14 protein-coding genes are annotated in these 13995 nt (G+C 71.7%); 3 read left to right on the forward strand and 11 right to left on the reverse strand.

All coding sequences use genetic code 11. From position 1 onward, the window contains the following. Positions 1 to 100 precede the first annotated feature (100 nt). The 4 genes from E0F75_RS36135 to E0F75_RS36150 are packed head-to-tail and all read right to left on the reverse strand — an operon-like array spanning position 101 to position 3744. Positions 101 to 769 carry a response regulator transcription factor gene (locus E0F75_RS36135; protein WP_229315214.1) on the reverse strand — a complete coding sequence of 223 codons (669 nt, stop codon included), beginning with the start codon at positions 767 to 769 and terminating at the stop codon, positions 101 to 103. After that, the gene (locus tag E0F75_RS36140) at positions 766 to 2001 is read right to left on the reverse strand and encodes a histidine kinase (protein WP_229315215.1); all 1236 of its coding nucleotides are present in this window, start codon (positions 1999 to 2001) and stop codon (positions 766 to 768) included. The genes E0F75_RS36135 and E0F75_RS36140 overlap by 4 nt, the downstream gene beginning before the upstream one ends. Positions 2002 to 2014: 13 nt before the next feature. Beyond that, positions 2015 to 2845 (reverse strand): ABC transporter permease, encoded by an 831-nt coding sequence (locus tag E0F75_RS36145; protein ID WP_229315216.1) that lies wholly within the window; start codon positions 2843 to 2845, stop codon positions 2015 to 2017. Next, positions 2842 to 3744: an ABC transporter ATP-binding protein gene (locus tag E0F75_RS36150; RefSeq protein ID WP_229315217.1), complete on the reverse strand. Its 903-nt coding sequence runs from the start codon at positions 3742 to 3744 to the stop codon at positions 2842 to 2844. Before E0F75_RS36150 ends, E0F75_RS36145 begins: the two co-directional genes overlap by 4 nt. A gap of 135 nt (positions 3745 to 3879) precedes the next feature. On the opposite strand from E0F75_RS36150, the gene E0F75_RS36155 reads away from it, so the two are divergent. Next, positions 3880 to 4437, forward strand: a complete 558-nt coding sequence (locus tag E0F75_RS36155; protein WP_229315218.1) for a GNAT family N-acetyltransferase — start codon at positions 3880 to 3882, stop codon at positions 4435 to 4437. 26 nt (positions 4438 to 4463) lie between these two features. On the opposite strand, the gene E0F75_RS36160 is transcribed toward E0F75_RS36155, so the two are convergent. Beyond that, entirely contained in the window at positions 4464 to 4862 is a 399-nt protein-coding gene (locus E0F75_RS36160) for an HGxxPAAW family protein (protein ID WP_229315219.1), read from the reverse strand. A gap of 97 nt (positions 4863 to 4959) precedes the next feature. On the opposite strand from E0F75_RS36160, the gene E0F75_RS36165 reads away from it, so the two are divergent. Continuing rightward, positions 4960 to 5439 (forward strand): MarR family transcriptional regulator, encoded by a 480-nt coding sequence (locus tag E0F75_RS36165; RefSeq protein ID WP_030323342.1) that lies wholly within the window; start codon positions 4960 to 4962, stop codon positions 5437 to 5439. A 21-nt stretch (positions 5440 to 5460) separates the two neighbouring features. Here E0F75_RS36165 and E0F75_RS36170 read toward each other — a convergent pair whose 3' ends face one another. From E0F75_RS36170 to E0F75_RS36195, 6 genes are all read right to left on the reverse strand, one after another. Further along, complete coding sequence (locus tag E0F75_RS36170) at positions 5461 to 7083, reverse strand: type IV secretory system conjugative DNA transfer family protein (protein ID WP_229315220.1); 1623 nt, start codon at positions 7081 to 7083, stop codon at positions 5461 to 5463. Next, the gene (locus E0F75_RS36175) at positions 7084 to 8484 is read right to left on the reverse strand and encodes an ATP-binding protein (RefSeq protein WP_229315221.1); all 1401 of its coding nucleotides are present in this window, start codon (positions 8482 to 8484) and stop codon (positions 7084 to 7086) included. Positions 8485 to 8504: 20 nt separating this feature from the next. Further along, positions 8505 to 10058 carry an SCO6880 family protein gene (locus E0F75_RS36180; RefSeq protein WP_229315222.1) on the reverse strand — a complete coding sequence of 518 codons (1554 nt, stop codon included), beginning with the start codon at positions 10056 to 10058 and terminating at the stop codon, positions 8505 to 8507. Beyond that, positions 10055 to 11374 carry a hypothetical protein gene (locus E0F75_RS36185; RefSeq protein ID WP_229315223.1) on the reverse strand — a complete coding sequence of 440 codons (1320 nt, stop codon included), beginning with the start codon at positions 11372 to 11374 and terminating at the stop codon, positions 10055 to 10057. The genes E0F75_RS36180 and E0F75_RS36185 overlap by 4 nt, the downstream gene beginning before the upstream one ends. After that, on the reverse strand, positions 11364 to 12200 hold the full coding sequence (locus E0F75_RS36190) for a hypothetical protein (RefSeq protein WP_229315224.1): 837 nt from the start codon (positions 12198 to 12200) through the stop codon (positions 11364 to 11366). The genes E0F75_RS36185 and E0F75_RS36190 overlap by 11 nt, the downstream gene beginning before the upstream one ends. Positions 12201 to 12296: 96 nt before the next feature. Then, positions 12297 to 12605, reverse strand: coding sequence for a hypothetical protein (locus E0F75_RS36195; protein ID WP_017242359.1), 309 nt, complete (start codon positions 12603 to 12605; stop codon positions 12297 to 12299). A gap of 324 nt (positions 12606 to 12929) precedes the next feature. Here E0F75_RS36195 and E0F75_RS36200 point away from each other — a divergent pair, with 324 nt between their 5' ends. Further along, on the forward strand, positions 12930 to 13958 hold the full coding sequence (locus E0F75_RS36200) for an NlpC/P60 family protein (protein WP_374115498.1): 1029 nt from the start codon (positions 12930 to 12932) through the stop codon (positions 13956 to 13958). Positions 13959 to 13995 lie beyond the last annotated feature (37 nt).

Below are 13995 nucleotides of genomic sequence, written 5' to 3' on the forward strand. Positions count from 1 at the left end.
GTGGGAGAGTAGGACGCCGCCGAACAATCATTGTGGGAAAGCCCCGCACCTTCATGGTGCGGGGCTTTTCTGCGTTCCGGGGTCTTTTCGTGGGGCCCGCTCAGGCCGGCGCGACCAGTTGGGTGTCGTACGCCAGGATCACCGCCTGGACGCGGTCACGGGCGCCCGTCTTCGCCAGGATGCGGCCGACGTGGGTCTTCACTGTCGATTCCGCGAGGTGCAGGCGTTCGGCGATCTCGGTGTTCGTCCAGCCCTGGCCGATGACCGTGAGGATCTCGCGTTCCCGGTCCGTGAGAGCCGCGAGGCGGGGGTCCTCCGGATTCGGGTCCGCCGTGGGGGACGCCGGCAGGTGGTGGATGTAGGCGTCCAGAAGGCGGCGGGTGAGGCTCGGGGCGACGACCGCGTCGCCGCTCGCGACCGCGCGGATGCCGGCGAGGAGTTCCTCCGGCTGGGCGTCCTTCACCAGGAAGCCGCTGGCGCCGGCGCGCAGGCCGTCGTACGCGTACTCGTCGAGGTCGAAGGTCGTGACGATCAGGATCCGTGTGCGGTCGCCCGTGGCGACGATGCGGCGGGTCGCCTCGATGCCGTCCAGGCCGGGCATCCGGATGTCCATCAGGACGACATCGGGGTGGTGACGGTCGACAAGGCGGATCGCCTCGGTGCCGTTGGAGGCCTCCCCGACGACGGTCATGTCGTCCTGGCTCTCCAGCAGCATGCGGAAGCCGAAGCGCTGCATCGGCTGGTCGTCCGCGATGAGAACGGTCGTCACGAGGGGGAGCCCTCCCGGGGGAGTCGGAGTCTGACGTGCCAGCCGCCGGTCGGCAGCGGGCCGGTATCGAGTGTGCCGTCGTAGAGGGCCGCGCGCTCCCGCATCCCGGTAAGTCCCTGGCCCTGACCGGACGGTGGGGGCGGTGGGACGGCCGGACCCGTGTTCGTGATCTCCGCCCGTACCTCCTGGGGGGTGTGGGTGAGGAGCACGGTCGCCTTCGCGCCCTCGCCCGCGTGCTTCAGGGTGTTCGTCAGGGCTTCCTGGACCACCCGGTAGACCGTCAGCTGGGCGCCCGGGGTGAGGGGGCGCTCGGGGGAGGTGCTGTCCCGGTCGAACCGCACCGGCAGGCCCGCGTTCCGTACGCCGGTGACCAGGGCGTCGAGGTCGGCCAGGGTGGGCTGGGGGTCTCGGGCCGCCGCCTGCTCGTCGTCGCGCAGGACGCCGAGCAGGCGGCGGAGTTCGGCGAGGGCCTCGCGGCTCGTCGTACCGATGGCGTCGAGGGCCTGGGTGGCGCGCTCGGGGTTCTTCGCCGCCGCGTACCGGCCGCCGTCCGCGAGGCCCGTGATGACCGAGAGGTTGTGGCCGATGATGTCGTGCATCTCGCGGGCGATCCTGGTGCGTTCGGCCGCGGCGGCGAGCCGTACCTCCTGGTCGCGTTCGATCTCCAGGCGGCGGGCCCGGTCGACGAGGGCCGCCGTGTGGTCCTTGCGGGAGCGGACCGCGATGCCGAGGAGGGCGACGAGCGCGTACGCCCACAGGGTGGGGACGACGTGCTGGTCCCAACTCCCCCGGGGGAAGCGGACCGCCCCCGTCAGGAGCGGCGGCACGAGCAGGGCGGAGGCCCACAGGAGGGCGCGGGGCGGACGGGCGAGGGCGATGTGGAAGAGCGGGATCAGCTGGAGGTAGCCGGCCTGGAGGAAGGCGCCCGTGGCGGCGCTGACGAGCGCCGCGCAGGCCATCACGGTGAGGACGGCCTGGGGTTCACGGCGGCGGCGGTACAGCGGGAGGGAGAGGCCGAGGCTCAGGGTGACCACGAGCCAGGCGGGGACGGACGGGTCGGGGGCGGTGTTCCGCCAGCCGCCCGACGCGTCCACCAGGGCCGCCGCCGTCCAGAAGAACGTCAGAGTGGAGTCCCACAGCCAGGGTCGGCGGGCATCGAACGCCCGGGCCCGCGCGAGCAGTTGCTGGATGGAGCGGCTGAGGCCCGTCGTCGTGGTCGCTTCCGTGGTCACCCGGTCATCATCCTCATACGTCCCGGCGCTTGAGCAACAGTGCGGGGACGGCGAGTGTCGCGGTCGCCCACAGGAGCAGGGCGAGGAGGGCGGCGCCGGGGGAGGCCGCGCCCGGAAGCGGGGTGGCCGAGCCGAGGGCGCCGGCGGCCTGGGTGGGGAAGTACCGGACGGCGGTCTCCATCGCTTCGTACGGGAGCATCCCGAGGACCTCGGGCAGGATCATCACGCCGCCGACGAAGGCGCCGATCGCGCCGGGTACGGAGCGGAGGGTCGCGCCGAGGCCGAGGGCGATCAGGCCGAGGAGGGTGATGCCGGCGGCGTTGCCCGCGAGGGCGGCGAGGACGCCGTCGTCGGTGAGGGAGGCGGCCTGGTCGGTGTCGGAGAGGAAGACCTGCGCGGTGAGGAAGGTCAGCAGGTTGGTGACGAGGACGAGGGTGAGGACGACGCCGGTGTAGACGGCGGCTTTCGCCCCCAGGACGGGGAGGCGGCCGGGGACGGCGGTGAGGGAGGCGCGGATCATGCCCGTCGCGTACTCGCCGGCTGTGACCAGGATGCCGAGGACGGCGAGGGCGATGGCGCCGAGCTGGCTGCCGTAGAGGGTGAGGATGACGGTGTCGACGTCGGAGTCGCCGCCGTCGGAGGTGTAGGTGGCGCCCATGAGGATGCCGACGCCGAGGACGAGCGCCGTGGCGGTGAGGACGGTGATCCAGGTCGAGCGGACGGTCCACAGTTTGTGCCACTCGGAGCGGAGTACGCGCGCGTGGGTGAGGCGCGGGGTCGCGGTCGGGGCGGTGGTCGAGGTGATGGCCGGGGTGATGGTCGGGGTGATGGTCGGGGTGCTCATGCGGGGGCTCCCTGGTATTCGACGGAGTCGTGGGTGAGGGCCATGAACGCCTGCTCCAGGGAGGCGGCCTGAGGGGTCAGTTCATGGAGGGGGAGGCCGTGGGCGGCGGCCGTGCGGCCGATCTCCGGTGCGTCCGGGCCGGTGACGAGGAGGGTGTCGGGGGCCTCCAGGGTGATGCCGGCGCCGGGGAGCAGGTTCCGCAGCCGGTCGGCCTCGGGGGTGACGACCTTGACGGAGGTGCCGCCGGAGGTGCGGACGAGTTCGTCGACGGTGGTGTCGGCGAGCAGCCGGCCCTTGCCGATGACGATCAGGTGGTCGGCGGTGAGGGCCATCTCGCTCATCAGGTGGGAGGAGACGAGAACGGTACGGCCCTCGGCGGCGAGGGACTTGAGGAGGGTGCGGATCCAGAGCACGCCCTCGGGGTCGAGGCCGTTGACCGGTTCGTCGAGGACGACGGCGGCCGGGTCGCCGAGGAGCGCGGCGGCGATGCCGAGGCGCTGGCCCATGCCGAGGGAGAAGCCCTTCACGCGCTTGTCGGCGACATGGGTGAGGCCGGCGACGGTGAGGACCCGGTCGACGCGGGAGCGCGGGATGCCGTGGGTGAGGGCGAGGGCCGTGAGGTGGTGGCGGGCGGAGCGGCCGGGGTGCACGGAGCGGGCTTCGAGGAGGGCGCCGACGCGGGTGAGCGGGGCGCCGTGCCGGGCGTACGGGCGGCCGTCGACGGTGGCGTGGCCGCGGGTGGGGGCGTCGAGGCCGAGGATCATGCGGAGGGTGGTGGACTTTCCGGCGCCGTTGGGGCCGAGGAAGCCGGTGACGGCGCCCGGTCGGACGGTGAAGCTGAGGTCCTGGACGACGGTGGTGTCCCCGTACCGCTTGGTGAGGTTCTCTGCTCGGATCATGCTGACGACGCTAGGGAGCGGGCGGCGGGCGTTCGTCCGACCTGGGGCGGGAGGTGGGGCGTCGGTGTAGTACCGGGGTACGACGGTGCGAAAAGCCCTTGTCAGGGGCGTGCGGTCGCGCGGAGGATCGGGCCCATGGACTTTTCGATACGTGTCATCCGCGCCGAGGAGTGGGAGCGGGCCCGCGAGCTCCGCCTCGCTGCCCTGCGCGACCCTGTCGCCCACCTCGCGTTCCTCGAAACGTACGAGGCCTCCGTGCAGCGCCCGGACTCCTTCTGGCAGGAGCGTGCCGAGGGGGCGTCCGAGACGGGCGACGGGACGGTGCGGCAGTTCGTGGCCGAGGCCTCGGACGGGACGTGGGTCGGCACGATCTCGCTCCTGGTGGAGCGGCCGTCGGACGAGGTGCGCTTCGGTGAGCCGGCGAAGGTCGGCCAGACGCACATCGTGGGTGTCTATGTACGGCCCGAGGTGCGGGGGACCGGTGTGATCGACGCGCTGTTCCGTGCGGGCGTCGAGTGGTCCTGGTCGCTGGCGGAGCCGGTCGAGCGGGTGCGGCTCTACGTCCACGAGGACAACGCGCGGGCCGCGGCCTTCTACCGCCGCTTCGGCTTCGTGGCGACGGGGGCCCGGGTGCCCGTACCGGGGCACGACACGGCGATGGAGGACGAGTACGAGGTGCGGCGGGCTTCCTAGGGGGTGTCTTGCCGATCAGGCCGGGATCAGGGGCGGTGGAGAACGGTGGCAGCTCGCTCGCCGTGCCGAAGGCCGCCGCCGGGGGCCGGTTCGGGCTGTGGCCGTGTCCGGGCGGTGGCCGTGACGGGGCGGCCCGCGAGGCGGCAGCCGAGGCAGTCGGGGTGGCCGTGGCGTGCGGTGGTGTCGCGGACCCGCCAGTCCCACTGGTGGGCGGGGCGGGGGCCGGAGGGCTTGCCCCAGCCCGTCAGGTGGAGGGTCCAGGTCGTGGCGGCGGCGAGAACGGCCAGTGCCGCGCCGAGCCACAGGGCCCAGGTGCGATCGAGGCAGATTCCGGCTCCGGCGACGGCGGATCCCAGTCCGGCGAGGGTGGTTCCGGTCCAGCCGGCCAGGGTGTGGCCGAGGTCGACGTCGCCGTGGGCACTCATGGATGCTCCTGTGGGGTGTCGGGGCAGGCAGGATGAAGGCATCGGTGGGATGGTTTATCTCACGAGCTAAGTAACTTAGATGCTAAGGAGTCTCTGCGTGGAGGGCAAGAGCCGTCCCCCGGCCACCGTCGGCGAGGCGATCCATCGGATGGACGCGTACGTGGCCCTGGGCCTCATCGGCCAGCAGGAGGTCGCCCAGGCCCTCGGCCTCAACGTGACCGATCTGACCTGTCTCGGGCATGTGCTCGGCGCCGGCGAGGATCCGCTGTCGGCCGGGGACCTGGCGGAGCGCGCCAACCTCACCACGGGGGCCGTGACCGGCGTGCTCAACCGGCTGGAGAAGGCCGGATACGCCCACCGGGCCCCGGACCCGGCCGACCGGCGGCGGGTGCGCGTGGTCGCGGACCCGGACGCGGCCGCCCGGGTCGTCGCGCTGTACCAGCCGTTCTACGCCCGCCTGGAGGATGTCTTCGCCCGGTACACCCCGGAGGAGACCGCGGTCATCGCCGACTGGTTCACCCATGCCGCCGAGGCCGCCCGCGCCCACCTGCACTCCCTGCGCGGCCGCGCCCTCTGACCCGGGAGCGGGCCGGAGCCCTCAGCCGCGCGGGCTCAGCAGGTTCTCCGGCCAGCGGGACCTGGCCTGTTCCGGGGAGCGCATCAGGGCCAGGGTCGAGAGGCCCTGGGTGTGGCCGGTGGCGAGGAGCTCCGGGAGCTGGGGGAGCGGGGCCACGGCGGCGACGTCGTCCAGGACGAGGGTCATTGGTGGGTCGAGCCGACCGTCGGATGACCGTGCGGCCATGCGGCGGCCGTGCTCGACCACGCTTGCGGCGAGCGCCGTCAGGAGCGGCATCGCGCCGGGGTGGGTGCGGGGATCCTCGACCGACTCCCCCACCACGTAGAGGGTGCCCCCTTCGGGGAGGAAAGATGCCAGCGCCAGCGAATCCGTTCGATTCGGGGTGCAGGCCTCCCGGATGTGGACCGAGGAGAGCGACGCCAGCGCACGGGCCGTCAGTTCCTGTGCCATGCGGCGGCTTTCCGGGTGCGCGGTGAGTGCCGATTCGAGCAGTCCCGCGTGGCCGGAGGCCGCCTTCGGGTGGCTCCGGAGGATCCGTACCGGCTCGTGGGCGCCCGTGCCCTGCGCCCAGCGGTGGACCTGGCGGAACGGGCGACCGTCCACGGCGGCCGCGTGCAGCCAGCAGCGCAGGAGCGTTTCCGCAGTGTCCGCGGTGGCCGCGTCAAGCCGGGAGTGCGGGCGTACCGGAGCCAGCAGGGCGACCGCCCGCTCCGCGGCCACGGCCGGGTCCTCGCAGCGCTCGGACGGCGACCAGTGGAGTCGCGCGGGCGTGTCGCACAGGTGGCCGGGGTCGTGGACGAGGACCGGGCCGAGCTTGCCGCGCGCGTCCTTGGTCGCGGACCAGAGGGCGGGGTCGGAGGTGACGACGAGGACCGGGCCCTCGGCATCCCGTACGGCCTGGACGGCTGCGGGACGGCGGGCGTCCGGGGGGCCGTAGAACGTACGGGTCGCCTGACCGGCGGCAGCGGCGACGGGGTGCGGCGCGGGAACCGGCGACGTCATGAGGGGCGCGGGTACGACCGGTGCGCCCGCGGACGTCGGTTCGGTGGGTGCCGGGACGACGGGCATGGCCGCGGTGGTCGCGGGGGACGGGGCGGCGGGCGCCGGAACCCCCGCGACCGGTGGAGCCGCGGGGGCCGCCGGAGGCGCTGGGGCGGCCCCTGTGGGAAGGGCGGAGGCCGTGGGGGTCTCCGTCCGGGGCGGTGTGACCCGAACGGCCTCGGCGGGGGCCGCCGGAGCCCGGCCCTCCCGTACCGGAGTCGCGGGGACGCGCCCGTACGCCCCCGCCTTCCTGTTGGCGCGCACCGCTCGCCAGCGGGTCACGGTGCCCAGGGCGAAGATCGCGAGGACGAAGAGGATCATCGCCTCGCCGATCAGCAGGCCCCAGAACAGGCCGTACCCGGAGAGCCGGCCCGGCGGGGTGTTCGGCCAGGCCGCCGCGAGGTCCGTCGGGGCCGTGGCCAGGGAGCGCAGGGCCGAGGGCGTGCCCGTGTAGGCGACGCCCTGCGGCCAGGCGCCGTGGGAGAGGAGACCGGCCAGGCCGGTCGCCGTCCACACCAGGACCGTGAGGCACAGAAGGAGGCCGAACAGGCTGAGCAGCAGCCCGTCGGAGACCCCTCCCCCGCCCTTCCGTGCCGATTCCATCTATGCCACCGTCGACTGCGAAGTGCCGTTCATCTGCTGCTCGATGAGGATCGCGCGCTGCTCCGTCTCCCATTCGAGGTCCGGGTCTCCCGACGGGGCCGAGGCTTCCGTCATGGCGCGGTCCGTGTAGACCAGCGGGCGTTCTCGTTCGGTGATGAGGTGTTTGACCACCTGCACGTTGCCGTTGACGTCCCAGACCGCGATGCCGGGGGTGAGGGTCGGGATGATCTCGACCGCCCAGCGGGGCAGGCCGAGGACCCGGCCCGTGTTGCGTGCCTCGTCGGCCTTCTGGGCGTAGATGGTCCGGGTGGAGGCCATCTTGAGGATCGCCGCGGCCTCCTTCGCCGCGGCCCCGTCGACGACGTCGGAGAGGTGGTGGACGACGGCGACGAAGGACAGGCCGAGGCGGCGGCCGAACTTGAGCAGCCGCTGGAACAGCTGCGCAACGAACGGGCTGTTGATGATGTGCCAGGCCTCCTCGACGAGGAAGATGCGCTTCTTCCGGTCGGGGCGGATCCAGGTGTGCTCCAGCCAGACGCCGACGATCGCCATCAGGATCGGCATGGCGATGGAGTTGCGGTCGATGTGGGAGAGGTCGAAGACGATCAGGGGCGCGTCGAGGTCGATGCCGACGGTCGTCGGTCCGTCGAACATGCCCCGGAGGTCACCGTCGACCAGCCGGTCCAGGACGAGGGCGACGTCCAGGCCCCAGGCCCGTACATCGTCTATGTCGACGTTCATCGCCTCGGCGGATTCCGCCTCGGGGTGGCGGAGCCGCTCCACGATGTCGGTGAGGATCGGCTGGCGGTGGGTGGTGTGCTCGACGACGTACGCGTGGGCGACCTTGAGCGCGAAGCCGGAGCGCTCGTCGAGGCCGTGGCCCATCGCCACCTCGATGATCGTCCGGAGCAGGGCGAGCTGCCCGGTCGTGGTGATCGACGGGTCGAGCGGGTTGAGGCGGATCCCGGAGTCGTTGGCGACCATGGGGTCCAGGCGGATGGGGGTTATCCCCAGCTCCTGCGCGATGAGGTTCCATTCGCCGACGCCGTCCTCGCCCTGGGCGTCGAGGACGACGACCTGACGGTCGCGGAAGCGGAGCTGGCGGAGCACGTACGTCTTCTCCAGCGCCGACTTGCCGTTGCCGGACTCGCCGAGGACCAGCCAGTGGGGGGCGGGGAGCTGCTGCCCGTACAGCTGGAAGGGGTCGTAGATGTACCCCTTGCCGCTGTAGACCTCGCGGCCGATGATCACGCCGGAGTCGCCGAGGCCGGGGGCGGCGGTGGGCAGGTAGACGGCCTGGGCCTGCCCGGTGGAGGTGCGGACGGGCAGGCGGGTCGTCTCCACCTTGCCGAAGACGAAGGCGGTGAAGGCGTCGGTGAGGACGGACAGCGGATCTCGCATGGGTCTGTGCCCCTTCGGCCCTAGCGGCGGATGCCGGTCGCGAACGGCAAGGTGTTCACAAAGGCCCGGTGGTGCTCGCGGTCGCACCACTCCAGCTTCAGGTACGACTTGCCGGCGGAGGCCCTGATCGTGCGCTTGTCCCGGGCCAGGGCCTCGGGTGAACGCGACGACACCGTGATGTACCCGACGAGGTTCACTCCGGCTGCTCCACTGGCGAGATCTTCACCCCGCTGGTCGAGCCGGCCGTGGGCGGCGATGTCGCGCGGGTCGACCGTGCGGTTCATCTTGGCGGCGCGGGAGGCGTCGGCCTCGTCGTTGGTCTTCTCGGTGAGCATCCGCTCGATGGCGACCTCGGTGGGCTCGAGATCCATGGTCACGGCGACCGTACGGATCACGTCCGGGGTGTGGACGAGCAGCGGGGCGAGGAAGTTGACGCCGACCGGGGTCATCGGCCACTCCTTCACCCAGGCGGTGGCGTGGCACCAGGGGGCGCGGGTGGAGGACTCGCGGGTCTTGGCCTGGAGGTACGTCGGCTCCATCGCGTCCAGTTCGGCGGGCCAAGCGTTTCGTTTCGTCATGGCCTGGATGTGGTCGATGGGGTGGTCCGGGTCGTACATGGAGTGCACGAGGGAGGCGAGCCGGGACTGGCCGAGGGGCTGGCGGACGCGGATGTCGGCCTCGGCGAGGCGGGCGCAGATGTCGGTGAGCTCGCGGGCCATGACGACGGCGAGGCCGGCGTCGCGGTCGAGCTTGCGGGCGCCGGAGGCGTGCTTGGCGGCGCGGGCCATGGCGTTGGCCTCGGCGGCGAGTTCGCGCGTGTAGTGCATGCAGGCGACGAGGTAGGCGCGGTGCTGCTCGCTGGAGGTGGAGACCATCGACTGGAGCTGGTCGTACGACTCCATGAGCCACGTGGGCGCGTGGGGGTCGCCGCGCTGGCCGACGTCCTTGGCGTGGGCGTCCGGGTCGGCGGGGAGGGTGCGGGCCAGCATCTGGAGGCGGGTCACGAAGCCGTCGCCGTTGGCGACGTGCTTGAGGAGGGTGCCGAAGCGGTCGACCAGGGCCTCCTGGTCCTCGCTGTCGCGCAGGCCGACGCCGGGGCCCTCGATCTCGATGGCGGCGGTGACGGTGCGGCGGTCGGCGTGCAGGAGGACGGCGATCTCGTCGGGGCCGAAGGGGGCGGCGAGCCAGCCGACGCGGCCGATGCCGGGCGGCGGGCCGACCTCGACCTCGCGGCCGTCGAGGTGGGTGCCGGACTCGGAGACGACGGAGCGGTAGGCCGTGCCGCGCTTGAGCATCCGCTTGTAGCTGCGGTTGATCTCGAACCACTTGTAGAACGTGCGGTGCTTGTACGGGAGGTACACGGCGGCGATCGCGAGCATCGGGAGGCCGGCGAGGAGCGCGATCCGCAGGGGGAGGAGGGGGACGAGGAGTCCGCTCATCATGCCGAGGAAGGCGCCGACGATGATCAGGGCGATCTCGCCCGTCTCGCGGTTCTTGCCGACGATCGCGTTCGGCCGGGCGCGGCCCACGAGATACGTACGGCGGGGCGCGACCGGCTGGGACTGGGTCGTCAACGCCCTGCACCTCCAGAGTTCTTGCGGCTACTGTGCGGGGTTCCCGCGGTGGGACTGCTGCTGCGGGGCGGGGGCGGAGGAGTCGCGCCGCCGCCACTTCCGCCGCGGCTGCTGTGGGCGGCCATGCCGCCGGACATGGGGTTGGCGGGGCGGGCGGGCTGGGAGCCCTGGCCGCCACCGCCGTCGCCGCGGGAGCTGTGGGTCTTGATGCCCTGGGAGACGAGGGAGGCGGGGGAGGAGATGACCGCCGCGGCCGCGTTCTCGCCGGCGCGGTGGAGGCGGTTGTTGCGGGAGGCGGCGATCTCGTCGCCGAAGCCGGGGACGAAGCGGTAGATCATCGCGGAGGCGAAGATCGCGAGCAGGATGATCGCGAGGCCGGAGACGACGGCGGAGAACGAGTCGGGTCCGGTGCCGGAGGAGAGGGCGCCGGCCAGGCCGAGGACGATGACGATGACCGGCTTGACCAGGATGATCGCGATCATGATGCCGGCCCAGCGGCGGACGTGGCCCCACATGTTCTTGTCGACGAGGCCGGAGTAGACGACGACGCCGAGGAGGGCGCCGACGTACAGCATGACGGCGCGGAGGAAGAGCTCCAGGTAGAGCACGCCGGCGGCGATGACGGTCACCAGGGACACGATGATCAGCATGATGGGGCCGCCACCGATGCTGTCGCCCTTCTGGAGGGCCTCCTTGAAGCTGCCGAAGAAGACGTCGGTCTGCTTGCCGGTGCCGGAGGCGATGACCTCGGTGACGGCGTCGGTGGCGTTGACGACGGTGTAGAGGATCAGGGGGGTGAAGGCGGAGGCGAGGACCGTCAGCCAGAGGAAGCCGATGGCTTCGGAGAGCGCGGTGGTGAGGGGGACGCCGCGGACGGCGCGCTTGGCGACGGCGAGGAGCCAGAGGAGGAGGGTGAGGACGGTGGAGGCGGCGAAGACGATGGCGTACCGGCCGAGGAACTCCGTGTTGGTGAAGTCGACGTCGGCGGTTTCTTTGACGGCCTTGGAGAGGTAGTCGATGGTGGCGATGGCGGCGTCGGAGAAGCCGCGGGCGAGGGACTTGAGGGGGTCTTGCTCGTTGTTGGTCTCGGGGAGCGGCACCGTGCCGCCGCCGGGCTGACTCCGCTCGCAGAGCGTCCTGGCTTCTCCCACCAGGAATCTGCACTCGCTGTTGCCCGCGCTCGGGGAGGGCGTGGGCGTCGAAGGCGTCGGTGTGGGAGCGGCCTGGGCGGCCGATGCGAGCAGGAGGGGCAGGAAGAGGAACACCGCCACGATCGCGGTCGCCGCGCGTACGGGCAGGCTTCGCTCAGCGGGCATAGGTGAACCCTCCGTATCCCTCGACCGCTTCGGCGATCTCGTCGGCCATGGAGGCGCGGTTGTCGCCGTTGACCGGGGTGGGTCCCTCGCGCTGGTCGAGGGATTCCAGGCGCCAGTCGCCCCCGACCCACGTGAGCTTCTCTGTGATGGTGAACCACGTGGAAGTGACGGGCTTGGTCGAGCCCGCGCCTGCGAGGCCACCAAGGCTGGTGCACCAGACCTCGACCGTCGCGGAGTTCTCCGTGTAGTCCAGGACCCTCGCGCCGATGGGGATGGTGCGTGACACGAGGGTCATTCCAGAGGGTGCGGTTCCGTCCTTGTTGAGTCCGGCGCTGGCCATGAGATCGGCTGTGTAGGAGGCGTCGAACTTCTTGAGAAGGTCGTCCACGACCGCCGGGGCGTGGACGGTGCGTACGATCTCACGGCGCTGGTCGGCGTTGAACATGTCGACCGAACCCAGCGCCACCGCGTAATTCGTCGCCGCGCTCTGCGCCCCCTGCTCGTCCTGGGCGTAGCCCGTGGGGATCTGGCCGTTCTTGCCGGTGACCGGGCGGATGCCCGTCGCCGCCGTGGGGGCCGTTCTGCCGGGGGTGTCGGAGGAGGGGCCCGCCGCGTCCGCCGGGTCGCCGCCGCCGCGGTTGGCGAAGGCGATGGCCGCGACGAGGAGGACCACCACGCCGACGACCGTGATGAGGGAGCGTGAGCTGCGGACGGGGCGGCGGGCGCCGCCGTACACGTCGCCGCTGTTGCCCTCCGGCAGGCGGGTCCGGGTCTGGCCCGAGCCGCCCACGCCGCCGAAGCTGTCGTGCTCGTCACCGGGACTCATGCCGGGAACGCCCCCTCACTGGTTCGCGGTACGGGCAGTACGTCTTGCTGGACATCTGGGGAACGCATTCTCAGAGGAGTGGTGTCCGACGGGGGGTCAGACCGCCATCCCGTACACGATGGTGAACAGCGTCCCCAGGGATCCGATGATGAAGACGCCGGTCAGACCGGCCACGATGAGGCCCTTGCCCTGTTCCGCGCTGAACGTGTCGCGGAGGGCGGTGGCGCCGATGCGCTGCTTGGCCGCTCCCCAGATGGCGATGCCGAGGCAGAGCAGGATGGCCACGGCCATCACCACCTCGATCATGATCTTCGCCTCGGCGCCCAGGCTGCCGAAGGGGCCCCAGTTCGGGGCGATTCCACCGATGATGGTGGTGATGTCGCCTTTTTCTGCCGCCAGGTACATGTAACTCACCGCCCCTGTATGGGTAGTTAGTCGCCCCTGCCGGACGGCATGGGTCATCGCCCTATCTTCGCTGATGAAACCGCTCGCGTGTGACGGCTTGACGGCTCTCTTTACCCGATCCCCGCACATCTGACCGACTTGACCGTCTTGACCTGCGGTGGTCTGGCCGGTTTCTATGCAAAGAAGCGTATGGTCACTCTGTGTATCACGGAGAGTGACTCCGGGCAATGATTGTCGTTGTTGCACTCTTGGGGCGGTGTCGGCGGCTCACCGCCTAGAATCGACCCCGGGGGCGTACTGCCATGAGCCGAGGGGTGGTTGACGGTGCGTAGGGCCGGCAAGGCGTGGCTGGTGGCCGGTGGGGCCTTCGGGGTCTGTCTGAGCTTCGTCGCACTGCTCGTCGTCGGTACGTACTCGGCGGCGGCGGGTCTCGCGGGCGGTGCGGGCACCGGCGCGAACGGCACCGTGGCGCTCGCCAAGGGTGCGGTCCCGGCGCTCTACCAGGGGCTCGTGCAGCGCTGGGGGAACCTCTGCCCCGCCATCAACCCGGCCCTGCTCGCCGCCCAGCTCTACCAGGAGAGCGGCTGGAACCCGCGGGCCGTCTCCTCGGCCGACGCGCGGGGCATCGCCCAGTTCATCCCCGGCACCTGGGCCGGGCACGGGGTCGACGGCGACGGGGACGGCGACCGGGACATCTGGGACCCCCAGGACGCGATCCCCTCGGCCGCCTCGTACGACTGCGAGCTCGCCGGCTATGTGAAGAACGTGCCCGGGGACCCGGCGAGCAACATGCTGGCCGCGTACAACGCGGGCGCGTACCGGGTGATCAAGCACGGTGGGGTGCCGCCCATCAGCGAGACCCAGAACTACGTGCGCATCATCAAGTCCCTGGAGAAGAGCTTCGCCAAGCCCCTCGGCCGTGTCGATCCCTCCCGGCAGGCGGCCAGTGCGATCCACTACGCGCAGGGGAAGCTCGGCACCCCGTACCTCTGGGGCGGTACGGGCACGGCCGCGCAGAGCGGCCGGTTCGACTGCTCCGGGCTCACCCAGGCCGCGTACGAGGATGTCGGCATCCGGCTGCCGCGCGTGGCCAACGACCAGTACAACGCCGGGCCGCACCCCTCGCGCGAGGAGCTGCTCCCCGGGGACCTGGTCTTCTTCTCCGACGACCTGACCAACTCGCGGGCCATCCGGCACGTCGGCATCTACGTCGGCGGCGGGTACATGATCGACGCGCCGCGCACCGGCGCGGTGATCCGTTTCGACCGGATCGACACCCCGGACTACTTCGGTGCGACCCGGGTCACCGCGGAGGGCGCGGCGGCGCTGCCCACCCATCTCCCGCAGGCCTGAGCGGAACAGACGGACCGTCGGCAGGCGCGCGCCTACC

The sequence above is a fragment of the Streptomyces sp. CB02980 genome (assembly GCF_014451325.2).
In the GTDB taxonomy this organism is placed as follows: Bacteria; Actinomycetota; Actinomycetes; order Streptomycetales; family Streptomycetaceae; genus Streptomyces.

What these genes read in the sequence shown, in the direction of transcription:
- E0F75_RS36175 (WP_229315221.1), bottom strand. Translation starts at nt 8,484, where the DNA reads ATGCGAGATCCGCTGTCCGTCCTCACCGACGCCTTCACCGCCTTCGTC.
- E0F75_RS36155 (WP_229315218.1), top strand. Translation starts at nt 3,880, where the DNA reads ATGGACTTTTCGATACGTGTCATCCGCGCCGAGGAGTGGGAGCGGGCC.
- E0F75_RS36150 (WP_229315217.1), bottom strand. Translation starts at nt 3,744, where the DNA reads ATGATCCGAGCAGAGAACCTCACCAAGCGGTACGGGGACACCACCGTC.
- E0F75_RS36170 (WP_229315220.1), bottom strand. Translation starts at nt 7,083, where the DNA reads ATGGAATCGGCACGGAAGGGCGGGGGAGGGGTCTCCGACGGGCTGCTG.
- E0F75_RS36145 (WP_229315216.1), bottom strand. Translation starts at nt 2,845, where the DNA reads ATGAGCACCCCGACCATCACCCCGACCATCACCCCGGCCATCACCTCG.
- E0F75_RS36190 (WP_229315224.1), bottom strand. Translation starts at nt 12,200, where the DNA reads ATGAGTCCCGGTGACGAGCACGACAGCTTCGGCGGCGTGGGCGGCTCG.
- E0F75_RS36195 (WP_017242359.1), bottom strand. Translation starts at nt 12,605, where the DNA reads ATGTACCTGGCGGCAGAAAAAGGCGACATCACCACCATCATCGGTGGA.
- E0F75_RS36160 (WP_229315219.1), bottom strand. Translation starts at nt 4,862, where the DNA reads ATGAGTGCCCACGGCGACGTCGACCTCGGCCACACCCTGGCCGGCTGG.
- E0F75_RS36185 (WP_229315223.1), bottom strand. Translation starts at nt 11,374, where the DNA reads ATGCCCGCTGAGCGAAGCCTGCCCGTACGCGCGGCGACCGCGATCGTG.